The organism is Streptomyces sp. NPDC048560, from assembly GCF_040650955.1.
In the GTDB taxonomy this organism is placed as follows: domain Bacteria; phylum Actinomycetota; class Actinomycetes; order Streptomycetales; family Streptomycetaceae; genus Streptomyces.
The window spans coordinates 79,650-104,963 of record NZ_JBEZIJ010000008.1; the positions used below are offsets into that span (position 1 = coordinate 79,650).

At 71.9% G+C, this 25,314-nt stretch carries 27 protein-coding genes and 1 tRNA gene; 22 read left to right on the forward strand and 6 right to left on the reverse strand.

Annotated elements, in window-relative coordinates; translation table 11 throughout:
* The first annotated feature begins 104 nt into the window (after positions 1 to 104).
* From cobG to AB0C82_RS21590, 3 genes are read left to right on the forward strand one after another with little or no spacing between them, the layout of a single operon-like run.
* On the forward strand, positions 105 to 1,418 hold the full coding sequence (cobG, locus tag AB0C82_RS21580; protein WP_362845170.1) for a precorrin-3B synthase: 1,314 nt from the start codon (positions 105 to 107) through the stop codon (positions 1,416 to 1,418).
* 44 nt (positions 1,419 to 1,462) lie between these two features.
* Positions 1,463 to 2,089: a precorrin-8X methylmutase gene (locus AB0C82_RS21585; protein ID WP_362844383.1), complete on the forward strand. Its 627-nt coding sequence runs from the start codon at positions 1,463 to 1,465 to the stop codon at positions 2,087 to 2,089.
* Complete coding sequence (locus tag AB0C82_RS21590) at positions 2,086 to 3,621, forward strand: precorrin-2 C(20)-methyltransferase (protein ID WP_362844385.1); 1,536 nt, start codon at positions 2,086 to 2,088, stop codon at positions 3,619 to 3,621. The genes AB0C82_RS21585 and AB0C82_RS21590 overlap by 4 nt, the downstream gene beginning before the upstream one ends.
* Here the strand turns inward: AB0C82_RS21590 and AB0C82_RS21595 are convergent.
* Positions 3,618 to 4,391 (reverse strand): cobalt-precorrin-6A reductase, encoded by a 774-nt coding sequence (locus AB0C82_RS21595; protein WP_362845172.1) that lies wholly within the window; start codon positions 4,389 to 4,391, stop codon positions 3,618 to 3,620. The two genes, AB0C82_RS21590 and AB0C82_RS21595, sit on opposite strands and share 4 nt — an antisense overlap.
* A 20-nt stretch (positions 4,392 to 4,411) precedes the next feature.
* On the opposite strand from AB0C82_RS21595, the gene AB0C82_RS21600 reads away from it, so the two are divergent.
* Positions 4,412 to 5,530, forward strand: a complete 1,119-nt coding sequence (locus tag AB0C82_RS21600; protein WP_362844388.1) for a cobalt-precorrin-5B (C(1))-methyltransferase — start codon at positions 4,412 to 4,414, stop codon at positions 5,528 to 5,530.
* A gap of 63 nt (positions 5,531 to 5,593) precedes the next feature.
* Here the strand turns inward: AB0C82_RS21600 and cobM are convergent, their stop codons facing one another.
* Together cobM and cbiE are read right to left on the reverse strand one after the other, a co-directional pair.
* Positions 5,594 to 6,343 carry a precorrin-4 C(11)-methyltransferase gene (cobM, locus tag AB0C82_RS21605; protein WP_362844390.1) on the reverse strand — a complete coding sequence of 250 codons (750 nt, stop codon included), beginning with the start codon at positions 6,341 to 6,343 and terminating at the stop codon, positions 5,594 to 5,596.
* The gene (gene cbiE / locus AB0C82_RS21610; RefSeq protein WP_362845174.1) at positions 6,340 to 7,611 is read right to left on the reverse strand and encodes a precorrin-6y C5,15-methyltransferase (decarboxylating) subunit CbiE; all 1,272 of its coding nucleotides are present in this window, start codon (positions 7,609 to 7,611) and stop codon (positions 6,340 to 6,342) included. The genes cobM and cbiE overlap by 4 nt, the downstream gene beginning before the upstream one ends.
* 286 nt (positions 7,612 to 7,897) lie before the next feature.
* Between cbiE and AB0C82_RS21615 the strand changes: the two genes are divergently transcribed.
* Both AB0C82_RS21615 and AB0C82_RS21620 read left to right on the forward strand, forming a co-directional pair.
* Complete coding sequence (locus AB0C82_RS21615; protein WP_362844393.1) at positions 7,898 to 8,314, forward strand: YciI family protein; 417 nt, start codon at positions 7,898 to 7,900, stop codon at positions 8,312 to 8,314.
* A 19-nt stretch (positions 8,315 to 8,333) separates the two neighbouring features.
* Positions 8,334 to 9,566 carry a sigma-70 family RNA polymerase sigma factor gene (locus AB0C82_RS21620; RefSeq protein ID WP_362844396.1) on the forward strand — a complete coding sequence of 411 codons (1,233 nt, stop codon included), beginning with the start codon at positions 8,334 to 8,336 and terminating at the stop codon, positions 9,564 to 9,566.
* A 19-nt stretch (positions 9,567 to 9,585) separates the two neighbouring features.
* On the opposite strand, the gene AB0C82_RS21625 is transcribed toward AB0C82_RS21620, so the two are convergent.
* The gene (locus AB0C82_RS21625) at positions 9,586 to 10,569 is read right to left on the reverse strand and encodes an aldo/keto reductase (RefSeq protein ID WP_362844399.1); all 984 of its coding nucleotides are present in this window, start codon (positions 10,567 to 10,569) and stop codon (positions 9,586 to 9,588) included.
* A gap of 203 nt (positions 10,570 to 10,772) precedes the next feature.
* Between AB0C82_RS21625 and AB0C82_RS21630 the strand changes: the two genes are divergently transcribed.
* The 4 genes from AB0C82_RS21630 (at position 10,773) to AB0C82_RS21645 (ending at position 14,377) form a co-directional block, all read left to right on the forward strand.
* Positions 10,773 to 11,411, forward strand: a complete 639-nt coding sequence (locus tag AB0C82_RS21630) for an HhH-GPD-type base excision DNA repair protein (RefSeq protein WP_362844401.1) — start codon at positions 10,773 to 10,775, stop codon at positions 11,409 to 11,411.
* Between the two features lie 128 nt (positions 11,412 to 11,539).
* Complete coding sequence (locus AB0C82_RS21635; protein ID WP_362844403.1) at positions 11,540 to 13,063, forward strand: M28 family metallopeptidase; 1,524 nt, start codon at positions 11,540 to 11,542, stop codon at positions 13,061 to 13,063.
* 266 nt (positions 13,064 to 13,329) lie between these two features.
* The gene (locus AB0C82_RS21640; RefSeq protein WP_014155093.1) at positions 13,330 to 13,626 is read left to right on the forward strand and encodes a type II toxin-antitoxin system VapB family antitoxin; all 297 of its coding nucleotides are present in this window, start codon (positions 13,330 to 13,332) and stop codon (positions 13,624 to 13,626) included.
* 154 nt (positions 13,627 to 13,780) lie between these two features.
* Positions 13,781 to 14,377: a LytR C-terminal domain-containing protein gene (locus tag AB0C82_RS21645; RefSeq protein ID WP_362845176.1), complete on the forward strand. Its 597-nt coding sequence runs from the start codon at positions 13,781 to 13,783 to the stop codon at positions 14,375 to 14,377.
* A 69-nt stretch (positions 14,378 to 14,446) separates the two neighbouring features.
* Here the strand turns inward: AB0C82_RS21645 and upp are convergent, their stop codons facing one another.
* On the reverse strand, positions 14,447 to 15,082 hold the full coding sequence (gene upp / locus AB0C82_RS21650; RefSeq protein WP_362844406.1) for a uracil phosphoribosyltransferase: 636 nt from the start codon (positions 15,080 to 15,082) through the stop codon (positions 14,447 to 14,449).
* Between the two features lie 103 nt (positions 15,083 to 15,185).
* Between upp and AB0C82_RS21655 the strand changes: the two genes are divergently transcribed.
* The 9 genes from AB0C82_RS21655 (at position 15,186) to AB0C82_RS21695 (ending at position 20,803) form a co-directional block, all read left to right on the forward strand.
* Positions 15,186 to 15,449 carry a hypothetical protein gene (locus tag AB0C82_RS21655; RefSeq protein ID WP_362844408.1) on the forward strand — a complete coding sequence of 88 codons (264 nt, stop codon included), beginning with the start codon at positions 15,186 to 15,188 and terminating at the stop codon, positions 15,447 to 15,449.
* A gap of 216 nt (positions 15,450 to 15,665) precedes the next feature.
* Positions 15,666 to 16,235 carry a hypothetical protein gene (locus AB0C82_RS21660; protein ID WP_362845178.1) on the forward strand — a complete coding sequence of 190 codons (570 nt, stop codon included), beginning with the start codon at positions 15,666 to 15,668 and terminating at the stop codon, positions 16,233 to 16,235.
* Between the two features lie 81 nt (positions 16,236 to 16,316).
* A complete protein-coding gene (tadA, locus tag AB0C82_RS21665; protein ID WP_362844410.1) occupies positions 16,317 to 16,745 on the forward strand; it encodes a tRNA adenosine(34) deaminase TadA in 429 nt (142 codons plus the stop codon).
* A gap of 45 nt (positions 16,746 to 16,790) precedes the next feature.
* Positions 16,791 to 16,875, forward strand: a tRNA-Ser gene (locus AB0C82_RS21670).
* A 393-nt stretch (positions 16,876 to 17,268) separates the two neighbouring features.
* The gene (locus tag AB0C82_RS21675; RefSeq protein ID WP_362844413.1) at positions 17,269 to 17,436 is read left to right on the forward strand and encodes a hypothetical protein; all 168 of its coding nucleotides are present in this window, start codon (positions 17,269 to 17,271) and stop codon (positions 17,434 to 17,436) included.
* A gap of 9 nt (positions 17,437 to 17,445) precedes the next feature.
* Positions 17,446 to 17,739 (forward strand): Dabb family protein, encoded by a 294-nt coding sequence (locus AB0C82_RS21680; RefSeq protein WP_362844416.1) that lies wholly within the window; start codon positions 17,446 to 17,448, stop codon positions 17,737 to 17,739.
* Between the two features lie 189 nt (positions 17,740 to 17,928).
* Positions 17,929 to 18,786, forward strand: a complete 858-nt coding sequence (locus tag AB0C82_RS21685) for an RNA polymerase sigma factor SigF (protein ID WP_362844418.1) — start codon at positions 17,929 to 17,931, stop codon at positions 18,784 to 18,786.
* A gap of 234 nt (positions 18,787 to 19,020) precedes the next feature.
* Positions 19,021 to 19,887, forward strand: coding sequence for an RNA polymerase sigma factor SigF (locus tag AB0C82_RS21690; protein ID WP_362844421.1), 867 nt, complete (start codon positions 19,021 to 19,023; stop codon positions 19,885 to 19,887).
* A gap of 58 nt (positions 19,888 to 19,945) precedes the next feature.
* On the forward strand, positions 19,946 to 20,803 hold the full coding sequence (locus tag AB0C82_RS21695) for a hypothetical protein (RefSeq protein ID WP_362844423.1): 858 nt from the start codon (positions 19,946 to 19,948) through the stop codon (positions 20,801 to 20,803).
* A gap of 25 nt (positions 20,804 to 20,828) precedes the next feature.
* Here AB0C82_RS21695 and AB0C82_RS21700 read toward each other — a convergent pair whose 3' ends face one another.
* Positions 20,829 to 21,044: a hypothetical protein gene (locus AB0C82_RS21700; protein ID WP_362844426.1), complete on the reverse strand. Its 216-nt coding sequence runs from the start codon at positions 21,042 to 21,044 to the stop codon at positions 20,829 to 20,831.
* Between the two features lie 278 nt (positions 21,045 to 21,322).
* Between AB0C82_RS21700 and AB0C82_RS21705 the strand changes: the two genes are divergently transcribed.
* The 3 genes from AB0C82_RS21705 to AB0C82_RS21715 all read left to right on the forward strand — a co-directional run bounded on the left by AB0C82_RS21705 (position 21,323) and on the right by AB0C82_RS21715 (position 25,292).
* Complete coding sequence (locus tag AB0C82_RS21705) at positions 21,323 to 21,835, forward strand: MarR family transcriptional regulator (RefSeq protein WP_362844429.1); 513 nt, start codon at positions 21,323 to 21,325, stop codon at positions 21,833 to 21,835.
* 23 nt (positions 21,836 to 21,858) lie between these two features.
* Positions 21,859 to 24,312 (forward strand): MFS transporter, encoded by a 2,454-nt coding sequence (locus AB0C82_RS21710; RefSeq protein WP_362844432.1) that lies wholly within the window; start codon positions 21,859 to 21,861, stop codon positions 24,310 to 24,312.
* A 164-nt stretch (positions 24,313 to 24,476) separates the two neighbouring features.
* Complete coding sequence (locus AB0C82_RS21715) at positions 24,477 to 25,292, forward strand: YceI family protein (RefSeq protein ID WP_362844435.1); 816 nt, start codon at positions 24,477 to 24,479, stop codon at positions 25,290 to 25,292.
* The last annotated feature ends 22 nt before the right edge of the window (positions 25,293 to 25,314 follow it).

Sequence of the window (25,314 nt, forward strand, 5' to 3'; positions counted from 1 at the left end):
CCCCGGGCTTGCCCGGTCGCGGGGTGAGTCCGGCGGTGGTGGGCTGGTGGTGGAGTCGGCCACTGACGGTGCATGGCCGGGCGGGTGCCGGTGGCGTGGTCGGTATGCTCGCCGCCATGTCCGCTTCCGCCCCTTCGCCCCGGCCCCAGGGCGCCGCCTGTGCCCGGAGCAGTGGTGATGCCTGCCCCGGCACACTGCGGCTCCACCGTGCGGACGACGGCGCGCTCGCCCGGGTCCGGATACCGGGCGGCGTCCTGACCACCGCTCAGGCGGAGGCCCTCCACGAGGCGTCCCGGCGGCTCGGCGACGGTGACGTACACCTCACCTCGCGCGGCAACGCCCAGCTCCGCGGCCTCTCACAGGACTGCGGTCCCGAGCTGGCCGGCCTGCTCGGCGCCGCCGGACTCCTGCCCTCCGAGCGCCACGAACGCGTACGGAACATCGTCGCCTCGCCCCTGACCGGTCTCGACGACCGTGGGCTGCCGGACGTCCGCCCCTGGCTGACCGGACTGGACCGGCTGCTGTGCCGGAGCGAGAGCGCGACCGCCCTCTCCGGCCGCTTTCTGTTCGCCCTCGACGACGGCCGCGGCGACGTGGACGCCCTCGGCGCCGACGTGACCCTCGTCGCAGATGGCGCGGACGCTCTGCTGCGCATCGGCGACAGCGCGACCGTCCTGCGCCTGCCCGGCGCCGAGGCGCCGCGCGCCGCCCTCCTGGCCGCCGAAGTCTTCCTGCACGCCGCCCGCCCCTCCGGCGCCTGGCGCGTGAAGGACCTCCCCGACGGCGTGCACGCCACCCTCCGGGACCGCGTCGCGCAGCGGCTCACAGGGGCCACGACGGCGGATGCATCCCGCCCGAAGCGGGCGGTCCCGCCGCCTCCCGGCCTCGTGCCGGCACCCACCGCCCACCGCCACAGCGTCGCGCTCGCCGCAGACGTGCCCCTGGGCCGTCTCGCCCCCGCGCAGTGGCAGTTGCTCACCGGGACGGCCCGCCGGTGCGGCGGCGAGCTCCGTCTCACCCCGTGGCGCGGCGTCGTCGTGCCCGGCGCGGCGGCGGACCGGGCGGACGGACTGCTGGCCGAGCTCGACGCGGCGGGGCTGATCACCGGCCCCGCGTCCCCGTGGTCGGGGGTGGGCGCCTGCATCGGACAGCCCGGCTGCGCCAAGTCGCTGTCCGACGTACGGGCCGACGCGGCCGCGGCCGTCGGACCGCCGGGACGGCTGCCCGTCCACTGGTCCGGCTGCGAACGCCGGTGCGGCCACCCGCACGGGGAGTGGGTCGACGTCGTCGCCACCCCCGGCGGCGGCCACCGGATCACCGTCGTACGGGACGGCACCCGCCCGCACGACCCGGTGACCGTTCCGCCCGGCTCGCCCTCGCTCGCCTCAGCGGTGGCAACGGCACGCACCGCCCCATGACGAACCGTCACCACCCTCACGCAGACAGAGAAAGCGAAGACACAGTGCATCAGTACGAGAAGGACGGACCGGCGATCTACCGCCAGTCCTTCGCCACCATCCGCGCGGAGGCGGATCTGGCCGGGCTGCCCGCCGATGTCAGCCAGGTCGCCGTCCGCATGATCCACGCCTGCGGCATGGTCGACCTCGTACGCGACATCGCCTTCTCCCCGGACGCCGTCGCGCACGCCCGCGCCGCGCTGCGGTCCGGCGCACCGATCCTCTGCGACGTGGCCATGCTCGCGAGCGGCGTCACCCGCAAGCGGCTGCCCGCCGGCAACGAGGTGATCTGCACCCTGTCCGACCCCTCGGTGCCGGACCTCGCCGCGAAGATGGGCACCACCCGCAGCGCCGCCGCACTCGAACTGTGGAGGGATCGCATGGACGGCGCCGTCGTCGCCGTCGGCAACGCTCCCACCGCCCTCTTCCGGCTGCTGGAGATGATCGAGGAGGGCGCCCCGCGCCCCGCCGCCGTCATAGGCATGCCGGTCGGCTTCATCGGAGCGGCCGAGTCCAAGGACGCCCTGGCCGCCCACCCGTCCGGCCTGGAGCACATGATCGTGCGCGGCCGTCGCGGTGGCAGCGCCATCGCAGCGGCGGCCCTCAACGCCATCGCCAGCGAGGAGGAGTGACCGTGAGCACCCAGCAGGAGACAAGCGGCACCTCACGGACCACCGGCCGGCTCTACGGCGTGGGCCTCGGCCCGGGTGACCCGTCCCTGATGACCGTCCGGGCCGTCCAGGTCATCGCCGAGGCCGACGTCGTGGCGTACCACAGCGCCCGGCACGGCCGGTCCATCGCCCGTTCCATCGCGGCCGAGCACATCCGTGCCGACCACATCGAAGAGGCGCTGGTCTACCCCGTCACCACGGAGACCACCGACCACCCGGGCGGCTACCGGGGCGCGTTGGAGGAGTTCTACACCGAAGCCGCGGCGCGCCTCGCCGTGCACCTCGACGCCGGACTCACCGTCGCCGTGCTCGCCGAGGGCGACCCGCTGTTCTACGGCTCGTACATGCACATGCACAAGCGGCTCGCGGACCGTTACGCCACCGAGGTCATCCCCGGCGTCACCTCCGTCAGCGCCGCCGCGGCCCGCCTCGGCACCCCGCTCGTCGAGGGCGAGGAGGTGCTGACGATCCTGCCGGGCACGCTGCCCGAGGAGGAGCTGACGGCACGTCTCGCGGCCACGGACTCCGCGGTCGTGATGAAGCTGGGCCGTACGTTCCCGGCCGTGCGCCGCGCCTTCGAGGCGTCCGGGCGGCTGGCCGACGCGCGGTACGTCGAGCGGGCGACGATGGCCGGGGAGCGCACCGGCGACCTCGCCGGCACGGACCCGGACTCGGTGCCGTACTTCGCGGTCGCCGTCCTGCCCAGCCGTATCGACGCACCACGCCCGGAGCGCGTGCCCGGCTCCGGCGAGGTCGTCGTGGTCGGCACCGGACCCGCCGGTCCGCTGTGGCTGACGCCCGAGACGCGCGGTGCCCTGGCGGCCGCCGACGACGTCGTCGGATACACGACCTACCTCGACCGGGTGCCGGTCAGGCCCGGTCAGTCGCGCCACGGTTCCGACAACAAGGTCGAGTCGGAGCGCGCCGAGTTCGCCCTCGACCTGGCCGGGCGCGGCCGGCGCGTAGCCGTGGTGTCGGGCGGCGACCCGGGGGTCTTCGCGATGGCTACGGCGGTGCTGGAGGTCGCGTCGCAGGACGTGTACAAGGACATCGCGGTACGGGTCCTGCCTGGTGTGACAGCGGCCAACGCCGCCGCCGCCCGCGCGGGCGCGCCGCTCGGCCACGACTACGCGACCATCTCGCTGTCGGACCGCCTCAAGCCGTGGGAGGTCATCGCCGAGCGGCTGCGCGCGGCGGCCACGGCCGACCTGGTCATGGCGCTGTACAACCCCGGGTCGCGCACCCGGACCTGGCAGGTCGGCAAGGCCCGCGACCTGCTGCTGGAACACCGCTCCCCCGACACCCCCGTGGTGCTGGGCCGCGATGTCGGCGGGCCCACGGAGAGCGTCCGTACGGTACGGCTGGCCGACCTCGACCCGGAGGAGGTCGACATGCGGACCATCCTCATCGTCGGGTCCTCGCAGACGCAGTGGGTGCGGCGGGGTGACGGCCAGGAGATCGTCTGGACGCCGCGGCGGTACCCGGAGGGTTAGGGCCGTCCCCCGGCCCCGGCTCCGTACGCCACCGTCTCCCGCAGCCAGGCCACGGCCTGCTCGGGCGTACCGGCCACCGGCACCCCTCCGGGTACCGGTGGCCGTCCCACCACGACCACCGGGATGCCGGCCTCGCGGGCGGCGGTCAGCTTGGGGGCGGTCGCCGCTCCGCCGCTGTCCTTGGTGACGAGGACGTCGACGCGGTGGCGGCGGATCAGGTCCCGCTCCCCGTCGAGGGTGAACGGCCCCCGGTCGAGCAGCACCTCCATCCGCGCGGGGCACGGGGCGTCCGGGGCATCCACCGAGCGCATCAGGAACCACAGCTCGTCCAGTCCGGCGAAGGCCGCCAGTCCCATCCGGCCCGTCGTGAGGAAGACGCGCGCGCCGAGCGCGGGCAGCAGCGCGGCGGCGTCCTCCAGGGAAGCGGCCGGGTGCCAGCGGTCGCCCGCCACGGGCACCCAGCCTGGGCGGCGGAGCGCCAACAGGGGAACATGGGCGGTGGCGGCGGCCTCGGCCGCGTTGAAACTGATCGTCCCGGCGAAAGGATGGGTGGCGTCGATGAGGGCATCCACCCGGTGCGCCCGCAGCCACCCGGCCAGCCCGTCGGCCCCGCCGAAGCCGCCGATCCGCACCTCGCCGGGCGGGAGCGCGGGACGGGCCACGCGGCCCGCGAGCGAGCTGGTCACCCGCGCCCCGGCGGGCAGGGTGTCCACCAGTGCCCCGGCGAGCCGCCGGGCTTCCGTCGTGCCGCCGAGCACGAGTACATGCAGACGCATCGGATGGTCCATCCATGAGCAGTGAGGCGAAGGGCGGGCGCAGCGCCCAACTCAAACACACCGGTCTGCGACCCGGGTGGACGACCGGTGCCTGCGCGACCGCCGCGGCCACGGCCGCGTACACGGCACTGCTGACCGGCGACTTCCCCGATCCGGTGACGATCACACTGCCCCGGGGCCAGACGCCGTCGTTCGCCCTGGCGGTGGAGGAACTGTCCGCCGGCACGGCGATGGCCGGGGTGGTGAAGGACGCGGGCGACGACCCCGACGTGACGCACGGGGCGCTGGTACGGGCGACCGTGCGCCGCTCCGCACCGGGCTCCGGAGTGGCGTTCCGGGCCGGCCCCGGCGTGGGCACGGTCACTCTGCCCGGGCTGCCGCTCGACGTCGGGGAGCCGGCCATCAACCCCGTGCCCCGGCAGATGATCCGCGAGCACATCGCACGGGTGGCGGGGGAGCACGGCGGCCCGGGGGACGTGGAGGTCACCATCTCCGTCGACCACGGCGAGGAGATCGCCCGCTCGACGTGGAATCCGCGGCTCGGCATCCTGGGCGGCCTGTCGATCCTCGGTACGACCGGGGTCGTCGTGCCGTACTCCTGCTCGGCGTGGATCGACTCCATCCGCCGTGGCGTGGACGTGGCACGGGCCGCCGGGCACCGCCACGTGGCGGGATGCACGGGCTCGACCTCGGAGAAGACGGTGGTGGCCGAGTACGGGCTGCCGGAGATCGCCCTGCTCGACATGGGGGACTTCGCGGGCGCGGTGCTGAAGTACGTTCGCCGGCACCCGGTGGACCGGCTGACGGTGTGCGGCGGCTTCGCGAAGCTGTCGAAGCTGGCGGCGGGTCATCTGGACCTGCACTCTGCGCGCTCGCAGGTCGACAAACCGTTCCTGGCGGAGCTGGCGAGGACGGGCGGCGCGGACGAGGAACTGGCGGCCCGGATCGCCACGGCCAACACGGGACTGGAGGCGCTCCAGCTGTGCACGGCGGCGGGCGTCCCGCTCGGCGATCTGGTGGCGGTGGCGGCGCGTGATCAGGCCCTGTCGGTGTTGCGGGGCGCGCCGGTGGCGGTGGACGTCATCTGCATCGACCGCGCCGGGGCGGTGGTGGGGCGCAGCGACGTCCGGTGACCGCGGGCCGCGGAGGCCCGTCGGTCCCCGCCGCCCTTACGTCTCCCCCTCAGCCCGCAGGCGTCAGCAGGCGTGCCGGTCACGTTCGGGTGAGTACAGGTGGCTGTCCCGGAACTGCTCCGCCCCCAACGTACGGCCCACCATGATCACGGCGGTCCGGATCACCCCGGCGTCCTTCACCTGCTCCGCGATGGAGTCCAGCGACCCCCGCAGGATCAGTTCGTCGGGCCGCGACGCCATCGCCACCACCGCCGCCGGGCAGTCCGCCCCGTAGTGCGGCAGCAGTTCCTCGACCACCCGGTCCACGTACCGCGCCGCCAGGTGCAGCACGATCAGCGCACCGCTGCGTCCGAGCGTCGCCAGGTCCTCGCCCTCCGGCATCGCGGTCGCCCGCTGCGCGATCCGGGTCAGGATCACCGTCTGGCCGACGGTCGGCACCGTCAGCTCCCGCTTCAGCGCGGCGGCCGCCGCCGCGAACGCCGGCACGCCCGGCACCACCTCGTACGGCACATCGGCCTCGTCCAGCCGCCGCATCTGCTCGTTGACCGCGCTGAACACCGACGGGTCGCCCGAGTGGAGCCGCGCCACGTCGTGCCCGGCCGCGTGGGCCCCTACCAGCTCGGCCGTGATCTGCTCGATGTCCAGCTGCGCGGTGTCCACGAGCCGTGCGCCCGCCGGGCAGTCGTCGAGCAGTTCGCGCGGCACGAGGCTGCCCGCGTACAGGCAGACGGGGCTCGCGGCGAGGATCCGGGCGCCGCGCACCGTGATCAGGTCGGCCGCACCTGGGCCCGCGCCGATGAAGTACACGGTCATGTGTTCTTGTCTCCTGAGAGTTTGCGCACGGACGCCCGCTTACGCACGGAGGTCTGTGCGGGCACGGATGCGTGTTTGTGAACGGACCACTGGGTCACGGGCATGGCCTGGCGCCAGCCGGTGAAGCCGCCGACCGGAACGGCGTGGGCCACCGCGAGACGTACCAGCTCCCCGCCGTGCACCCGGTACCGCTCGGCGAGCATCGCCTCGGACTCCAGGGTGACCGTGTTGGCGACCAGCCGGCCGCCGACGGGAAGGGCCTCCCAGCAGGCGTCGAGCAGGCCGGGGACGGTGAGCCCGCCGCCGATGAACACGGCGTCGGGCACGGGGAGTCCGGCCAGCGCCTCCGGTGCCCGGCCGGTCACGACCCGCAGACCCGGCACCCCCAGCCGGTCGGCGTTGCGCGCGATGCGCAGCGCCCGCTCCGGGTCGCGTTCCACGCTGACCGCCCGGCAGGACGGCGCGGTCCGCATCCACTCGACTGCGATCGAACCGGAGCCGCCGCCGATGTCCCAGAGGAGCTCACCGGGGGCGGGCGCGAGCGCGCCGAGCGTCGCGGCCCGGACGTGCCGCTTGGTGAGCTGGCCGTCGTGCTCGTACGCCTCGTCGGGCAGCCCCGGTACGGCTCCGAGCCGCAGCGCCTCCGGTGCGCGCCGGCACTCCACCGCGACAATGTTCAGCGGGTCGCCCGCCGGGTGCGCCCAGGTCTCGGCGATCCCCTCCGCGCAGGACTCGCGTTCCCCGCCGAGCTGTTCGAGCACCCTCATCCGGCTCGGCCCGAAGCCCTGTTCGCAGAGCAGGGCGGCCACGGCGGCGGGCGTCGCGGCACCGGCGCTCAGGACGAGCAGCCGCCGCCCTTCGTGGAGGGCGGCGGCCAGCCGGGCGGCGGGGCGGCCGACCAGCGTGACGACCTCGGTGTCCTCCAGCGGCCAGCCGAGCCGGGCGCAGGCGTGGGAGACCGAGGACGGATGCGGCAGGACGTGCAGCGACCCGGCCCCCAACTCCTCGGTGAGGGTGCGGCCGATGCCGTAGAACATGGGGTCACCGCTGGCCAGGACGGCGACCGCGTGCCCCGCGTGCGCGGCGATGAGCCCCGGGACGGCCGGCCTGAGCGGCGAGGGCCACGGCACGCGCCGCCCCGCGCAGGACGCCGGGAGCAGCGCGAGCTGGCGCTCGCCGCCGATCACGACGTCGGCCGTCAGCAGCGCCGTGCGCGAGGCGTCCGGCAGGCCCGCCCATCCGTCCGCACCGATCCCCACGACGCTCACGGCACGCGAGGGCTGGGGGACGGACGGTTCGCAGGAGGTGGAGGGTGCGGAAGACAAGGCCGGTACCTCGGTGATCGGGGAAAGACGCAGCCGAACTCTACTGTCAGGCCCCCCGCGCCCACCGGCCGGTACCGGCCCCGCCGCGCCCCTGGCGCACCGGTCGCCGCTCGGCCGCCGGGTGATTCGGAGAATTCCTCCGCGCGGTGTCGAGACTCCCCGCCCTGTTCCGACGTCCCCTGTGAGAGCCGCCCACGGGGGGCGGCACCCGGACCGAGGAGAAGGAATCATGAAGTACCTGGTGATGGTGCAGGGCTCGCAGGTCGACTACGACGCGATGAGCGGCAAGGGATCCCCGCAGAGCCCGGCCTGGAGCGAGAAGGACGTGCAGGCGATGTTCGCCTTCATGCAGGGGATCAACGACGACCTCGCGGAGACCGGCGAGATGGTGGACGGCCAGGGCCTGGCCGAGCCCGCCAGGACCCGTTTCGTGGGTGTCGGGGACGACGGGCAGACCGTCGTCACGGACGGACCGTACGGCGAGACGAAGGAACTGCTCGCCGGGTACTGGGTCCTCGACTGCGAGAACCTTGAGAGGGTCACCGAGATCGCCGCGCGCATCGTGCGCTGCCCGCAGCCCGAGGGCGCGCCCGTGTACCCGGTGGTGATCCGCCCGATCGACGAAGGCCCAGGAGACAAGTCCTGACCGCCCCGGAAGGTGCCGTGTGAGCCGTACGACCGAGGTCGAGGACCTGCTGCGCCGGCACGCGCCGCAGGTCCTCGGTGCGCTCGTACGGCGGTACGGACACTTCGACGCGGCCGAGGACGCCGTCCAGGAGGCCCTGCTCGCGGCGGCCCGGCAGTGGCCGGCCGACGGGCTGCCGGACAACCCGCGCGGCTGGCTCATCCGGATCGCCTCGCGCCGGCTGACCGATCAGCTGCGCAGCGAAACCGCACGGCGCAGACGGGAGGAGACGGCCGCGGCGCTCACCCCCCGGGACGCCTTCACGGCGCCGCCGCCCGGCGAGAGCCGTGCGCCGTCCGAGGACGACACCCTCACCCTCCTCTTCCTCTGCTGCCACCCGGCGCTCTCCCCGGCGGCGCAGATCGCGCTCACCCTGCGTGCCGTCGGCGGCCTGACGACGGCGGAGATCGCCCGCGCCCATCTGGTGCCGGAGGCGACCATGGCGCAGCGGATCAGCCGGGCGAAGCAGAAGGTGCGGGGCACACCGTTCCGGCAGCCGGTGCCCGAGGACCGTGACCAGCGGCTCTCCACCGTGCTCCAGGTGCTCTACCTGATCTTCAACGAGGGCCACACGGCGACCTCGGGCCATGATCTGCACCGTGCGGACCTGGCCCGCGAGGCCATTCGGCTGACCCGTGCCGTACGCGCCCTCCTGCCCCGGGAGGGCCGGGTGACGGGGCTGCTCGCCCTCATGGTGCTCACCGAGGCCCGAAGCCCCGCCCGTACCGGCCCGGACGGCGAGCTGATCCCGCTGGACGAGCAGGACCGCACCCGCTGGGACCGCCACGCGATCGCGGAGGGCACCGCGTTGGTGGCCGAGGCCCTGTCCGAGGGGCCCGCCGGGGCGTACCAGGTGCAGGCGGCGATCGCCGCGCTCCACGACGAGGCCGAACGCGCCGAGGACACCGACTGGCCGCAGATCCTCGCGCTGTACGACGTCCTCGTGCGGCACGCGTCCGACCCCATGGCCGAACTGGGACGGGCGGTCGCCCTCGCCATGGTGCACGGCCCGCGCGCCGGGCTCCTGGAGCTCGACGCGCTGGAGGACCGGCTGGCGGGCCACCACCGGCTGGACGCCGTGCGGGCCCATCTGCTGGAGAAGGCCGGGGACCCCGAGGGGGCACGCGCCGCCTACGAACGGGCCGCCGCCCGCACCCTGAGCGAGCCCGAGGTCCGCTACCTGCGGACACGGGCGGCCGGGCTGACCCCCTGACGCGGCGGGGATCGCGGGATCAGCCGGTCGCGTCGAGCCTGGTGCGCTGTTCCGGTGTCAGTTCCAGCTCCACGGCGGCCAGACTCTCGTCGAGCTGCGCCACGGACGACGCGCCGACCAGCGGGATCATCGGCACCTCGCCCCCGATCAGCCAGGACAGCACCACCTGGTTCACGGTGGCCCCCGCCTCCTTCGCCACCTCGCCCAGCACCGCCAGCCGCGCGGGCGTACCGGGGTGGTCGTGCGCGGGGCTCAGCGGCTTGTCCGTACGCACGTAACCGCCCGCGAGCAGCGGCGAGTAGGCGACCATCGCGAGGTCCGGTTCGGCACGGAGGTAGCTGAGCATGTCCCAGCCGACCACGCCCTGGCTGCCGCCGGAGAGCTGGCCCGGCAGATCGGTGCGCTGCCGCAGATACGTGTGGTGGTACTGGAGGACCTCGTATCCGGGCAGTCCGGCCGCCGCCGCGATGTTCCTGGCCCGTTCGACCTTCCACACGCTGTGGTTGCTCACGCCCAGCAGCCCGACCGTGCCCTCGGCGACCAGCCCGGCGAGGGCCTCGACGGTCTCTTCGAGCGGGACCGCCGTGTCCTCGATGTGTGCGTACAGCAGGTCCAGCTTCGCCGTCCCGAGACGCTCCCGGCTCTGCTCGGCGGCGGTCCTGACCACTTCGGCCGACAGTCCTTCGGCGTTGTCGAGGTAGCCGGTGCCCTCGGCGAGAGGGCTGGCGCCGAGCTTCGTGGCGACGACGATCTCGTCCCCGACGCCCCGGCTGCGGCGCCACCGGCCGAGCACGTTCTCGCTCTCGCCGCCCCGGGTGCCGTTGATCCAGTACGCGTAGTTGTTGGAGGTGTCGACGAAGGTGCCGCCCGCCTCCACGTACCGGTCGAGGATCGCGAAGGACGTCTTCTCGTCGGTGAGCGTGCCGAAGAGCATGGCGCCCAGGCTCAGGACGCTGACCTCGCGCCGGGTCTCCGGGGTGGTGCCGATCGTGCGGTAACGCATGGGAGTTCCCCCTCCTGCACCCGCCGGACACGGGCGCTGACGAGGAGTCTGGATCTTCGCGTGCACTCCAAGTCAACAGGCACGGGGCGAGGAGCATCAGGCCCGGCGCGGTGCGGCGGGCCGCACTCTCGCGAGAGGGAAGACTGTGCGCCATCGGCGCGGCCCGACTCGCAGACGTCCCGCGCTGTCGCGATCATCGGATCATGACCAAGAGCGACAACAGCAAGGACGTCACCCTGCGGATCGCCCAGCAGCCCGAGGCGGACGAGCTGCTCGGCCGCAGCGCGCTGGCCGCTCTCGTCGGCATGTTGCTGGACCAGCAGGTGCCGATGGAGTGGGCGTTCACCGGCCCGTACACCCTGGCGCGGCGGATGGGGGGCGATGACCTGGACGCCCACGAGATCGCCGCCCACGACCCGGACGCCTTCACCGCCCTCTTCACCGAGAAGCCCGCCCTGCACCGGTATCCCGGTTCCATGGCCAAGCGGGTGCAGCAGCTCTGCCAGTACCTCGTGGCGGAGTACGACGGCGAGGCGAGTGCCGTCTGGGCGGACGCCCCGACCGGGGCCGAACTGCTGAAGCGGCTGAACGCCCTGCCCGGATTCGGCGCCCAGAAGGCGCAGATCTTCCTCGCGCTGCTGGGCAAGCAGTTCGGTGTGCGGCCCACGGGCTGGCGGGAGGCGGCGGGGCCGTACGGCGAGGCGGGCTCGCACCGTTCGGTCGCCGACATCACCGGTCCCGAATCGCTCGCCGAGGTGCGGGCGTACAAGCAGGAGGCGAAGGCGGCGGCGAAGAAGGCCACGGGCACGGGCACGTCCGGGAAGCCCCGGGCCAAGAAGTGATCACGAACGAGACACACAACCGATGACAACGAGCCACAACAGTTCCCAGATGTCACTGCACTCGCTAGCTTTCGTGCACATCTGTTCACACCGGAAGGACTCCTGTGCACGCAACTCGTCGCAGAGCCATGGCTGTTGTGGCCGCCACCGCCCTGGCCACGCCGCTCCTCCTGGGCGCATCCCCCTACCAGGGACAGTCCTCGCACGACCCCGCGAAGGACGCGGCCAAACTGGCGCGCAAGCTGGTGAATCGCTCGTCCGCGGACGACGCGTACCGGCACCTCCAGCGGTTCCAGGCGATAGCGGACTCCGCCGAAGGCCACCGCGCGGCCGGTTCGCTGGGCCATGACGCCTCCGCCGCGTACGTCTACCAGCTGCTCAGGAAGGCCGGGTACGACGTCTCGTACGAGTCCTTCGACTTCATCTACACCGAGACCCTCGCCGAGAAGCTCGCCGTCGTCTCGCCCACCCCGCGCGACATCGGCATCAAGGCGATGACGTACACGAAGTCCACCCCGGTCGGCGGCGTGGAGGCGGCCCTGGCCGCCGTCCCGCTCGACGACACCACCGGCTGCGAGGCGACGGACTACGCCTCGGCGAACTTCACCGGAAAGATCGCGCTGATCAAGCGCGGCGGCTGCTCCTTCGCGCAGAAGCAGGCGACGGCCGCCACCGCGGGGGCCGTGGGGGCGGTCATCTACAACAACGTCGAAGGCGTGCTCTCCGGCACCCTCGGCGACGTCGAGTCGGGGAAGATCCCCACCGGCGGACTCGGCATGGCCGAGGGCCGGCAGCTCGCGGCCGACCTGGCCGAGGGCGAGGTGAAGGTCTCCTTCGAGATCCGTGAGTTCCAGGAGAAGCGCACCACGCGCAACGTCATCGCGGAGACCCGCGGCGGCGACACGGCGAAGACCGTGATGCTCGGCGCCCACCTCGACTCGGTCACCGAGGGCCCCGGCATCAACGACAACGGCTCCGGCTCGGCCGGCCTCCTCGAAGTCGCCCTGGAACTCGCCAAGACCCACCGCACCCCCGCCAACAAGGTGCGTTTCGCCTGGTGGTCGGCGGAGGAGAACGGCCTCCTGGGCTCCGAGGCGTACGTCGCCGCGCTCACCGAGGAGCAGCGTGAGCAGATCGCGCTCTACCTCAACTTCGACATGATCGCCTCGCCGAACGGCGCGCAGTTCGTCTTCGACGGCAACAACTCCGACGGCGTCGGCGCGGGCGAGGGCCCCGAGGGCTCCGCGCAGCTGGAGCGCGACATCAACGAGTTCCTCGACGGAAAGGGCCAGGCGCACGAGGGCACGGACTTCACCGGGCGCTCCGACTACGGCCCGTTCATCGAGGTCGGGATCCCGTCCGGCGGTACCGACACCGGCGCCGAGGGCATCAAGACCCCGGCCCAGGCGGAGAAGTTCGGCGGCGAGGCGGGCATCGCGTACGACCCCTGCTACCACGCCGCCTGCGACGACATCGACAACGTCGACATGGGTCTGTTCGACACGAACATCGACGTGATCGCCAACGCCGTCGGCACCTACGCCTACGACCTGCGCTCGCTGACCCGTCCGGTTCCGGACGAGCCCACGACCGGGGAGCCCGGCAGCGGCGGCGGCCTCCGCGAGGGCCACGCGCACGGCGTCACCGAGTAACCCCGCACTCCGGAGCCGTACGCCCGGAGCGGCCCGGTGCCCGGGGCACCGACGGCCTCCGGCGTGGCCGCGGGCGGGACGTCACCCGCCCGCGGCCACGCCGCCCCCGCCCCCTTTCGGGGGAACCCGCCTCGGCCCGCGCGGGACCCGTCCCGCGTCCACGGTGGCGGAGCGCTCCACCTTCGGGGGGTTTTGCCTGTTTCGGTCACCGGCACAGTCACCGTCCCGTGCTGCGCCCGGAGCCCCTTGCCCGGTAGGCTTTCCGTGTGATCTTCAAGCGCATCGGAAATGGGCGGCCATATCCCGACCACGGCCGGGAAAGCACCCGACAGTGGGCGGATGTCGCCCCGCGTCCGGTCCGCCTCGACCAGCTCGTGACCACCAAGGGCCAGCTGGACCTCGAAACCCTGCTCGCCGAGGACTCCACGTTCTACGGTGACCTCTTCGCCCACGTCGTGAAGTGGCAGGGCGACCTCTACCTCGAGGACGGACTGCACCGCGCGGTCCGCGCGGCGCTCCAGCAGCGCCAGGTGCTGCACGCGCGCGTCCTCGAAATGGGCTGACCCCACCTCCGCAACCGCTCACGGCCAGCCGTGGCCGTCGTCGGGCCTTTCGAGTGCTTTCAGGCTCGTGTGGGTGCAATCCATTGATCATTTAGTAGGCATCATCACTGGGTCGCACTACGCTTCGTCCATGAGCATGCTCACTCCCCCCGGCATGGGCGGAAAGTACCGCATCACGGGAAACGCGTACCCGCGGATGCGCCGCCCCCGTCACCGTCGCAGGCTGGTCCTGGCGACCGTCGCCGCAGTGGTGGCCCTCGGCCTGGCCGGCTGGGGCACGCTGCAGCTCATCGACGTCTTCACCGGCGGCGACGAGAAGGCCGTCGCCGCCGACCACAAGAAGAAGTGCGCCTCGGTCAAGCCGGCGGCCGCCCCGAAGGCGCTGCCCAGGCCGGCCGGCATCAAGGTGAACGTCTACAACGCCACCCCGCGCAGCGGGCTCGCCAAGGCCGCGGCCGAGGAGCTGAAGAAGCGCGGCTTCGTCATCGGCAAGGTGGGCAACGCCCCGGCCGCGTACGACAAGAAGGTCCCCGGTCCCGGAATGCTGCTGGGCGCCCCGACGGCCGCCGGCGGTTCGTTCACCGTGCTCGGCACGCAGCTTCCGGGCAGTACGCAGAAGACGGACGCCCGCAAGACGGCGGACGTCGACCTGATTCTCGGTACGAAGTTCAAGGCGTTGAACACGACCCGGGCCGCAGCGACCGCGCTGACCGCCCTCACGAAGCCGGCCCCGGCCCCTTCGTCCTGCTGAAACGGGAACGGAACGGTCACCGGACACTCCCGGCAGCCGTTCCGTTCACAGGTGTTCAGCCGCGCGGTACTAGCCGGCCGTGCCGTACATCCGGTCGCCCGCGTCTCCGAGACCCGGCACGATGTAGCCGTTCTCGTTGAGCCGCTCGTCGACCGAGGCGGTGACCACGGTGACCGGCGTACCGGCCAGCTCGCGCTCCATCACCTCGACGCCCTCGGGCGCCGCGAGCAGCACGACCGCGGTGACGTCATCAGCACCGCGCCTGATCAGCTCCCTGATGGCCGCGACCAACGTGCCGCCGGTGGCCAGCATCGGGTCCAGGACGTACACCTGGCGGCCCGAGAGGTCCTCCGGCATCCGCGTCGCGTACGTCTCCGCCTGGAGCGTCTCCTCGTTGCGGATCATGCCGAGGAAGCCGACCTCGGCGGTCGGCAGGAGCCGCACCATGCCGTCGAGCATCCCGAGACCCGCACGCAGGATCGGTACGACCAGGGGGCGGGGGTGCGAGAGCTTGACGCCGGTCGTGGCCGTCACCGGCGTCACGATGTCGACCTGCTCGGTGCGCACGTCCCTGGTGGCCTCGTACGCGAGCAGCGTGACCAGCTCATCGGCGAGACGCCGGAACGTGGCGGAGTCGGTGCGCTTGTCGCGCAGCGTGGTGAGTTTGTGCGCCACCAGCGGGTGGTCGACGACGTGAATGCGCATGGCCTCAACAGTAGCCGGGCCTCCCGGCACCCTGCGCTGGCATCAACCACCTGTTCGGAGGGAAGGTGGTGCCATACGGACCCAGCATTGGGGTGGTGTGTCGATGGCGGACGGCGAGAAGCCGAAACGGGCACGGGCCGCACGTACCGCACGTGTCCCCCCGGAGGCCTTGGCGGCCCCGGCTGCCCCGGACGACGCGCCGGGCGCGCCTGACACCCGGGAGAGTGAGACGTCACGCCGCAGACGCCGCGCCCAGTTCCTGCGCGAGCTCCACGAGGCCAAGCAGCTGCGCGACCGGGTCCAGCCGCGCAGAGCCCGTGCGGCCCGGATGCGCCAAGCGATGCGGATGCGTACGTTCCGATGGTGACGGCCACTTCGCGCCGCCCTTACCGGCCGGTGTACAGGCCACGATGTCCCTCCGCCGAGCGGGCACTGCCGGCAACTGATGGCCGACGCAACGGTCGAAGAGGTCTCGCTCCGCCGCTGTTTCTGCCACGATGCCGATTGGGCGGGCACAGGACAGCCGGAACAACGGCTGCCCTCCCGTCGGACCGATTCACCTATGACAAGTGGGAGAGTCACGGTGTACTTCGCCGCACTGCTCGCGCGCACCGAAGACGGGTGGGAAGCGAGCGACACGGAGCTGGACGATGTGGAGACCCTGTCCGATCTGACCGATCTGGCACGGGACGCCTCAGTGGACGAGGACACGGTCCTCGTCTACATCGAGCAGGAGGACGCCTGGTTCGGCGTCGTCCGGGTGGACGGTGAGGAGGACCCCCGTATCTACGTCTCGGACGCGTCCGCCGCCGCACGCTCCTCGTACGGGGAAATCCTCCTCACCGACGAACTGCTCGGCCGCGAACCGGGGGCCGAGGACGAGATCGCCGCACTGGAAGAGCTCGTCGACCTCGACGGCACGGAGGACGGCGAGCCCGAAGTGTCCGAGGAAGCGGCCGTGGACGGCCGGTCGGACCCGGCGGCCGACGACGACATCCCTCTCGACGCCGTACCCGCGGGGCCGCTCGGCGACCTCGGGCTCCTGGCCGATTTCGGTCTTTCGGAGAAGGAGCTGCTGACACTGCGCACCGATGCGCTGGTGGAGATCACGGACGCGTTGGGAGCGGCCGAGGTCATGGAGTCCGTCCGTTAGGGTCCGCGGGTGAACGCGCCACCACCCCCACCCCTCTCACCGCCTCTCCACGACCCGGTACGGGACCCGTGGCAGGCACCCATGCGCCATGCCCTGGCCGAGGCCGCGCAGGCGGCGCTGACCGGCGACGTGCCGGTCGGCGCCGTGCTCCTCGGCCCCGACGGCTCGCTGCTCGCCACGGGCCACAACGAACGCGAGGCGACCGGCGACCCGACCGCCCACGCCGAGGTGCTCGCCATCCGCAGGGCCGCCGCCGTGCTCGGCGAGTGGCGGCTGCCCGGCTGCACCCTGGTCGTCACCCTCGAACCGTGCACGATGTGCGCGGGTGCCCTCGTCCAGTCCCGGATCGGCCGGGTGGTCTACGGGGCACGCGACGAGAAGGCCGGCGCCGCGGGTTCGCTCTGGGACGTCGTACGGGACCGCAGACTGAACCACCGGCCCGAGGTCGTCGCCGGAGTGCTGGAGGAGGCGTGTTCCGCCCAGCTGACGGCCTTCTTCCGCGAGCTCTGACATCTGATTTCCGACCACGGCCCGAGATGGTCTAAGCTCTCTCTCGGTAGCGTGTCCGAGCGGCCGAAGGAGCTCGCCTCGAAAGCGAGTGTGGGGAGACTCACCGAGGGTTCAAATCCCTCCGCTACCGCTCTTACGAAGGGCCCGACGCATCGCGTCGGGCCCTTCGGGCGTTCCGGGCGGGGTTCAGGTCGGGGGAAGCGGCGCCGGGGGGACAGGCCGCTTCCCCCGAGGGGAACAGGGCCTTCCGGTCCTCGCCGCTACCCGGGGGGACGGTCGCGGCGCGGACCCCACGGAGGGGTCCTGTTCCTCGCCCTGCGGATTCCTGCCGGATCCGCGGGCTCGTGGTCCATCCTGCCTCCGCACGAAAGCCCCACAGCCGGGCGAAGGGCCCCGATGGCAGGGTCCTTGGTCCCTAAAGACCACATCAGCGATCTGGTGCCTGATCGGAAACATCCTCGGGATACGGCCATTCGTGCGGCTAGAATCGCCCGACCGTACAGGGGAGCGAACGGGAGAGGCAGTGGCTGTGCAAGTGAAGAAGATCGTGCTCTACGCGGTTTCGGTCTTCGTGCTGTACACGATCATCACGTCCCCTGCCCGGGCCGCTGATCTTGTCCAGGTAGGGTTCGAAGGCATTGCGAGTGCCGCTACGGGCGTCGGCGACTTCATGTCCGAGCTCATCAAGTAGGAGAACCCGATGATCCGTCACCTGGTCCTGTTCAAGCTGAACGAAGGCGTCGAACGGGACGAGCCGCGGGTCGTCGCCGGCGTGGAGGCCTTCCAGGCACTGGCGGGGCAGGTACCGGAGCTGGAGTTCTGGGAGTGCGCCTGGAACATCACCGACCGGCCGATCGCGTACGACTTCGCGATCAATTCGGCCGTCGCCGACGAGGACGCCCTGAAGCGCTACATCGAGCATCCGGCCCATCAGGCAGCGGCCGGACAGTGGCGCGCGTTCGCCACCTGGGTGATCGCCGACTACCCGTTCTGACGCGTCGCGGGCCCTTGGTCCGCCTGGCCCCTCACCTCTCAGGTGAGGGGTTTTTTCTATGCGTTTAAACCACCTTGCGCTCAACACGGCCATAAGCGGTGCTTGCACACAGTGGACATGTCTTGTGATGCTATGACCGCTTTTGACGGATGAGTTGACCGTAGTTGACCGCAAAGGGGTGGCGTCACCGTGCCGGCCAGTACAGCGCCTCAAGTGCCTCCCCAGAACGTCCAGACCGACGACATCCAGACCGAGACGCCCGATCCCACCACGCCCGCCAGGACCCGGGGCGCGGACACCAGGGCGCTCACGCACGTCCTGTTCGGCCGGCTCAAGGGGCTGGAGCCGGGCACTCCCGAACACGGCAGGGTCCGGGCGGCCCTGATCGAGGCGAACCTGCCACTCGTCCGGTACGCGGCGGCCCGCTTCCGCAGCCGGAACGAACCGATGGAGGACGTCGTCCAGGTCGGCACCATCGGCCTGATCAACGCCATCGACCGCTTCGACCCCGAACGCGGCGTCCAGTTCCCGACCTTCGCGATGCCGACCGTGGTCGGCGAGATCAAACGGTACTTCCGGGACAACGTTCGGACCGTCCACGTACCGAGGCGCCTGCACGAGCTCTGGGTCCAGGTCACCGGCGCGACCGAGGACCTGACGACCGCCCACGGCCGCTCCCCCACCACGGGGGAGATCGCCGAACGGCTCAAGATCCCCGAGGAGGAGGTGCTCGCCTGCATCGAGGCGGGCCGCTCGTACCACGCGACCTCGCTGGAGGCGGCTCAGGAAGGCGACGGGCTGCCAGGACTCCTGGACCGGCTCGGGTACGAGGACCCCGCCCTCGCGGGGGTCGAACACCGGGACCTCGTACGGCACCTTCTCGTCCAGCTGCCAGAGCGCGAGCAGCGCATCCTGCTCCTGCGCTACTACAGCAATCTGACGCAGTCACAGATCAGCGCCGAACTGGGCGTTTCCCAGATGCATGTGTCAAGACTGCTAGCCAGAAGTTTCGCCCGACTTCGATCCGCAAATAGGATCGAGGCGTAACCGGATCGGGTAGACCGTGACTGATTCGGTCCGGGCGGCGTAAAAGCCTCACACCCCCTGTTTCCTGCACAGATATGCCGCTGACTTGTCGACATGTCACTACAGCGTGTTGCCGACATGTGACATTCTGCTGGAAGCGCGTTTGCCGCAGCCTCCCCTCCGGTATTCAGGTGGAGGCTGCGTTCCTCCGATGGTCGCGGCCACCGCGACCGTCCGCGACCTCAAGGGGGTGGCATGTCCGCAGATCAGGGCAGCTCGAAGGTGCTCACGCTCACCAAGAGCGTGCCGGCACCGACCGTGCTCACCAGCTCGTCGGAAGCCATCGACACCCGCACGCTGTCCCGCTCCCTGTTCCTGCGGCTCGCCGCGCTGGGCCCCGCACCGGGCCCCGAGGGAACGGACAGCCCGGAGCGGGCCTATGTGCGGGACACGCTCATCGAGCTCAACCTCCCGCTCGTCCGCTACGCGGCGGCACGGTTCCGCAGCCGCAACGAGCCCATGGAAGACATCGTCCAGGTCGGCACCATCGGCCTGATCAAGGCGATCGACCGCTTCGACTGCGAGCGGGGCGTCGAGTTCCCGACCTTCGCGATGCCCACCGTGGTCGGCGAGATCAAGCGCTTCTTCCGCGACACCTCGTGGTCGGTGCGCGTGCCGCGCCGGCTCCAGGAGCTGCGGCTCGCCCTCACCAAGGTCAGTGACGAGCTCGCCCAGAAGCTCGACCGCTCGCCGACCGTGCCGGAGCTGGCCAAGGCGCTCGGCGTCTCCGAGGAGGACGTGGTCGACGGGCTGGCCGTCGGCAACGCGTACACCGCCTCGTCCCTGGACTCCCCCTCGCCCGAGGACGACGGCGGCGAGGGCTCGCTCGCGGACCGTCTGGGATACGAGGACACCGCCCTGGAGGGCGTCGAGTACCGCGAGTCCCTGAAGCCGCTGCTGGCCAAACTCGCCCCGCGCGAGCGGCAGATCATCATGCTGCGCTTCTTCGCCAACATGACCCAGTCGCAGATCGGCGAGGAGGTCGGCATCTCGCAGATGCACGTCTCCCGGCTGCTGACCCGTACGCTCGCCCAGCTCAGGGAGGGGCTCGTCGCCGACTGACCCCCCGCGCCGCATCGCAAGGGTTCCGAATTGACGGACCGTCAGCCACACTGGCGCGATGCGACGTCAGACATTCGGCTCGACCGGCCGCCGGGGCACCGTGATCGCCGCCTCGGCGGCCGTGCTGTGCCTGGGTGGCGCGGTGGCCGCCTGCGGCGGAGGTACGGGCGACGACGGTTACGCGGCGGTCGGGGCAGCGGGCGCGGGTCCGGCCGGGACGCCGGGTGCCGCGGGCCTGCCCTCGGACAAGGTCACGCTGATCCCACTGGACACCCCTGGCGCGGAGCGCGACGGGTCCGGGGGTGGAGACCGAGGATCCGGCGGGAAGAGCGCGGACGGCCCGGGTCGGGGCGGTGAGCTGCCCGGCGTACCGGAAGACACCGGGGGAGCCTCAGGGCGTACGGCCGCGAGCGGCGGCGTCGGTGGCGAAACGAGTGGCTCCGGTGGAACGGCTCCGGGCCCCGGGAGTCCGGACCCGGCGCCCCCGGGGGGCCCGGCCGGCTCGGCCACCGCAGGCTCCGGCGGCACAGGCGCGGATCCAGGGAGCACCGGCGGTTCCGGGGGCACGGGCACCACCCCGCCGCCGTCGGGCAGTCCCTCTCCCGCCGGGCCCGCCGCACTTCAGGTAGGCGACCCGGTGCACGCCGACGCGGACCGGCGGTGGTGCGAGAAGGTGACCGTGGAGTTCCGCAACACCGGTGGTTCACCGGTCCGTTCGGGCGACCTCACCTTCGAGACGCACATCATCGGCGCGCTCGGGGTCGACTGGGCGACCGTGGAGTCGACGCAGCCGCTCCCCACGCCGATCGACGCGGGAGCGGTGCGGAAGAAGACGTACACCGTCTGTGTGGAGTCCTGGCGGGTGCCTCTGGGTATGCGGACCGAGACCCAGGACGTCACCGCCAGCTGGAAGTGACCCCCACCGACGTGGGGGCCGACGGTCAGCCGAGCGCGAGCCAGGCGACCGCACCGAGGACGATGACGACGGCGACGACAGCCGCGATCACTCCGGCCTTCGGTCCGGACGAGGTCGCGGCCGGCTGCTGCCTGCGCTGCGGCTCGCCCTCGTCGACGAATGCGCGGAACATCTGGGTGCTGCCCGCCGGGTCGTTGGTGCCCTCGGGGCCCGGCTGAGGGGCGTGGGGGTTGTGTGCCATGGGGCAGGACCCTAGCGAACTCGGCGTTACCACCCAACCCCCGGGTGGCGCGGGGGCAGGCGAAATGCGGGTGTTCCACCGGCGGACGGACCCCCACGGGGTGGTGCGGGTCACAGTCGGGATGGCGCCGGCGGCACACGCTGGGCGTTTGACCGGGACCCTACTCAGGCTTTTGCGTTCCTTTACTTCTGCAAGGCTCTTTTAGTTTGCCTGTAGCAACCAACGGCTTCTATGGTTGCCCTAAGCAATTAGTTGGCGCCGAGATCTCAGGAGGGCCGATGGCCGCTCGGAGCCACTACCAGGAGCTTGCACGGCAGCTCAGCGCCGTCGGCGCGGTCAAGCGGGGACTCGCCCGGACCCTTCCCCCCGAGTGCCCCGGTGGCTCCGCCGCCGTGCTGGCACTCCTGGCGGAACACGGCGAGATGCGCATCAGCAGACTGGCCGAGCTGCTGGCCGTGGACATGTCGGTGACCAGCCGTCACGTCGCACATGTGGCCGAACGCGGCTGGATAGAACGGTCCCCCGACCCCGCCGACAAGCGGTCCCGCATCCTGCGGCTGACCCCTGCGGGAGGCGAGCAGCTCGACGAGCTGAGCCGCCGGACGACCGAGATGTTCGCCAGGAAACTCATCGACTGGTCCGACGAGGACGTCGGCCGGCTGAACACCCTGCTGTCCCGGCTGCGCGACAGCTTCGCCTGCCGGGGCTCCGGTGAGTGCCTTCCCGGAAAGCACAGCGGGGACTGCCGCACGCGGCACTCAGAGGATTCGCACACCCGTACACCTATGTAACAGATGCAAAGAGAAGGAACTCAATGGCTACGACCACACCCACCGGTGTGCGGGGCGGCCACGCCAAGCACGGGGGCGCCGAAGTCCCCGACGGCACGCCGATGACACACCGGCAGATCATGGAAGCACTGACCGGGCTGCTGCTCGGCATGTTCGTCGCGATCCTGTCGTCGACCGTCGTGTCGAACGCCCTGCCCGAGATCATCAACGACCTCGGCGGCGGCCAGAGCGCCTACACCTGGGTCGTGACGGCCTCGCTGCTGGCCATGACCGCCACCACTCCCCTGTGGGGCAAGCTCTCCGACCTGTTCAGCAAGAAGCTGCTGGTCCAGATAGCGCTGATCATCTACGTGGCCGGCTCGGTCGTCGCCGGTCTCTCCACCAGCAGCGGGATGCTGATCGCCTGCCGCGTCGTGCAGGGCGTCGGCGTCGGCGGTCTCTCCGCCCTCGCGCAGATCGTCATGGCCGCGATGATCGCCCCGCGCGAGCGCGGCCGGTACAGCGGCTACCTCGGCGCGGTCTTCGCCGTCGCCACCGTCGGCGGCCCGCTGCTCGGCGGCGTCATCACCGACACCAGCTGGATGGGCTGGCGCTGGTGCTTCTACGTGGGCGTGCCGTTCGCGGTCATCGCGCTCGTCGTGCTCCAGAAGACCCTGAAGCTCCCGGTCGTGAAGCGCGAGGTCAAGGTCGACTGGGCGGGCGCCTTCTTCATCAGCGCCGCGGTTTCCCTGCTGCTGCTCTGGGTCACCTTCGCGGGTGACAAGTACGACTGGATCTCCGGACCCACGTACGCGATGCTCGGCGGCACCGTCGTGCTCATCGGGCTCTTCCTCCTCGTCGAGTCGAAGGCGAGCGAGCCGATCATCCCGCTCCGCCTCTTCCGCAACCGCACCATCACGCTGGCCTCGGTGGCCTCCCTGTTCGTCGGCATCGCGATGTTCGCGGGCACCGTCTTCTTCAGCCAGTACTTCCAGCTGGCGCGCGACAAGTCGCCGACGATGTCCGGCGTCATGACGATCCCGATGATCGCGGGGCTCTTCCTCTCCTCGACCGTCTCCGGACAGGTCATCACCAAGACCGGCCGCTGGAAGGCCTGGCTGGTCAGCGGTGGCTTCCTGGTGACCGCCGGGCTCGGGATGCTGGGAACCATCCGGTACGACACCGAGTACTGGCAGATCGCGGTCTACATGTTCGTGATGGGCCTCGGCGTCGGCATGATGATGCAGAACCTGGTGCTCGCCACGCAGAACCAGGTCGCTCCCGCCGACCTCGGCTCGGCCAGCTCCGTCGTCACGTTCTTCCGTTCGCTCGGTGGCGCGATCGGCGTCTCGGCGCTCGGCGCCGTCATGGCGAACCGGGTCACCCACTACGTCAAGGACGGACTGGCCGACCTCGGCCCCGAGGGTGCGGCCCTGGGCCACGGCGGTACCGGTGGCGGGGGCATCCCCGACCTGGACACGCTGCCCGGCCCGTTCCGTACGGTCGTGGAGGCCGCGTACGGGCACGGCGTCGGTGACGTCTTCCTGTACGCCGCCCCGGCCGCGCTCGTCGCGTTCATCGTGACGATCTTCATCAAGGAGGTCGCGCTGAAGACGAGCGCGTCGAACGACACCCCGGCCGCCGAGGCGGTCCCGGAGGCCGCCCAGGTCACCGAGGGCGTCGCCGGGGTCACCTCGGTCGCCACCCTCGACGCTCCGGTCGAGGCGGTACGCGGCACGGCGGTGCTCGGTGTGGTGCTCGGCGCGGAGGGCGTACCGGTCGCACGGGCCGCCGTCACGCTGATCTCACCGGCCGGCCGGCAGCTGGGGCGCTCCGTCGCCCAGGCAGACGGCGGCTACGTGCTGGACGCGCCGGGCGCGGGTTCGTACGTCCTGATCGCGTCCGCAGACGGCTTCCAGCCGCAGGCGTCCACCGTGGTCGTCGGCGAGGAGCCGGTGGCGTACGACATCCTCCTCGTCGGTACGAGCGGTCTCACCGGGACCGTCCGGGCCGAGGAGACCGGGGCTCCGGTCGAGGGCGCCATGGTCGTCGTGACCGATGTGCGCGGCGACGTGCTGGCGACCGGAAGGTCCGGCGACGCGGGCGAGTTCACCTTCGGTGAGCTGGTCCCGGGCGCGGTGACCGTCGCCCTGAACGCCGCCGGGTTCCGCCCGCTGGCGCTGCCCGTGGAGATCGGCGGCCAGGGTGTCACCCGGGTCGAGGCGGCGCTGCGGGCCGGTGCGCTGGTCCAGGGCGTGGTGCGGGCCGGCTCCGCCCGGGCCCCGCTGTCCGACGCCCGCGTCACGCTGATCGACGCGGCCGGCAACGTGGTCGCCACCGCGACGACGGGGGAGGACGGGGCGTACGCCTTCACCGACCTCGACGCGGGCGACTACTCGGTCGTCGCGACCGGCTACCCGCCGGTGGCCGGCTCCCTGACCGTGGCGGGTCACGGGACGGACGGCCACGACATCGAGCTCGCCCACCCCGGCGAGTAACCAGGACCCCTGGCGGGACGGCACTTCGAGCGGAGAGGCTGTCCCCGTCGGCGGAAACGGGCCCCGGGGCGGGTACGGCAGGCAGGGGACGGCCTGCCGCACCCGCCCCCGGGGCCCGACTCATTCGGCCCTGGCGGGTCATGGAGCGAGAAGAGAGATACGGCATGGCACTTCGCGCACAGGTACGGACGCGGGACGGCTGGGCGGTCCAGCACGCGGTCGTGACGGTCACCGACATGACGGGCACCCAGGTGCTGCGCGCCGCAGCGAACGAGGACGGGGCGGTCCGCACCGAGGACCCGCTGCCGGGCGGCGCGTACACCGTGATCGTCACCGCGGTCGGCTACGCGCCCACCGCCTCGACCGCGCTCGTCACGGCTGGTGGCCGGATCGACGCGGGCACGGTCGTGATGGCCCGGCAGGGCGGGGCGCAGCTGCCGCCTCCGGGCGTGTGGTCGCTGGACCCGGCGCACTCCTCGGTGGGCGCGGCGGCCCAGCACCTGGGGATCTCCAGCGTGCACGGCCGGTTCACCGACTTCTCCGGCCGCATCGAGATCGCGCCGGACATCGAGCGGTCCCGGGTCGACGCGGTCATCAGCGCGGCCGGCATCGACACGGGCAACTCCATGCGGGACAAGCATCTGCGCTCGCCCGACTTCCTGGACACGGACCGCTTCCCGGAGATCACCTACCGCTCCACCGGGCTGACCCCGGCGGGCCCGGACCGCTGGACGGTGCACGGGGAGCTCACACTGCACGGTGTGACGCGCGCCGTCGACCTCGACCTCAGCTACCTGGGCACCGGACCGGACCCGTGGGGCGGGGTCCGTGCGGCCTTCCACGCGACCGCCGAACTGCGTCGCGACGACTTCGCCATGAACTACAACCAGGTCGTGCGGGCGGGCATTTCGGCGATCGGCACGACACTCCGCGTGGAGCTGGACATCCAGGCGGTGCAGGGCGAGTCCCTGCCCTCGTAGGGATCCGGGGGCGCCGTAGGGT

Coding starts and splice junctions, on each gene's coding strand:
- AB0C82_RS21705 (WP_362844429.1), top strand. CDS start 21,323: ATGGCCGCTCGGAGCCACTACCAGGAGCTTGCACGGCAGCTCAGCGCC.
- AB0C82_RS21655 (WP_362844408.1), top strand. CDS start 15,186: ATGGCGGACGGCGAGAAGCCGAAACGGGCACGGGCCGCACGTACCGCA.
- AB0C82_RS21600 (WP_362844388.1), top strand. CDS start 4,412: ATGAGCAGTGAGGCGAAGGGCGGGCGCAGCGCCCAACTCAAACACACC.
- AB0C82_RS21645 (WP_362845176.1), top strand. CDS start 13,781: ATGGGCGGAAAGTACCGCATCACGGGAAACGCGTACCCGCGGATGCGC.
- AB0C82_RS21625 (WP_362844399.1), bottom strand. CDS start 10,569: ATGCGTTACCGCACGATCGGCACCACCCCGGAGACCCGGCGCGAGGTC.
- AB0C82_RS21630 (WP_362844401.1), top strand. CDS start 10,773: ATGACCAAGAGCGACAACAGCAAGGACGTCACCCTGCGGATCGCCCAG.
- AB0C82_RS21710 (WP_362844432.1), top strand. CDS start 21,859: ATGGCTACGACCACACCCACCGGTGTGCGGGGCGGCCACGCCAAGCAC.
- AB0C82_RS21715 (WP_362844435.1), top strand. CDS start 24,477: ATGGCACTTCGCGCACAGGTACGGACGCGGGACGGCTGGGCGGTCCAG.
- upp (WP_362844406.1), bottom strand. CDS start 15,082: ATGCGCATTCACGTCGTCGACCACCCGCTGGTGGCGCACAAACTCACC.
- cobG (WP_362845170.1), top strand. CDS start 105: ATGCTCGCCGCCATGTCCGCTTCCGCCCCTTCGCCCCGGCCCCAGGGC.
- AB0C82_RS21635 (WP_362844403.1), top strand. CDS start 11,540: ATGGCTGTTGTGGCCGCCACCGCCCTGGCCACGCCGCTCCTCCTGGGC.
- AB0C82_RS21680 (WP_362844416.1), top strand. CDS start 17,446: ATGATCCGTCACCTGGTCCTGTTCAAGCTGAACGAAGGCGTCGAACGG.
- AB0C82_RS21695 (WP_362844423.1), top strand. CDS start 19,946: ATGCGACGTCAGACATTCGGCTCGACCGGCCGCCGGGGCACCGTGATC.
- AB0C82_RS21700 (WP_362844426.1), bottom strand. CDS start 21,044: ATGGCACACAACCCCCACGCCCCTCAGCCGGGCCCCGAGGGCACCAAC.
- AB0C82_RS21615 (WP_362844393.1), top strand. CDS start 7,898: ATGAAGTACCTGGTGATGGTGCAGGGCTCGCAGGTCGACTACGACGCG.
- AB0C82_RS21690 (WP_362844421.1), top strand. CDS start 19,021: ATGTCCGCAGATCAGGGCAGCTCGAAGGTGCTCACGCTCACCAAGAGC.
- cobM (WP_362844390.1), bottom strand. CDS start 6,343: ATGACCGTGTACTTCATCGGCGCGGGCCCAGGTGCGGCCGACCTGATC.
- tadA (WP_362844410.1), top strand. CDS start 16,317: ATGCGCCATGCCCTGGCCGAGGCCGCGCAGGCGGCGCTGACCGGCGAC.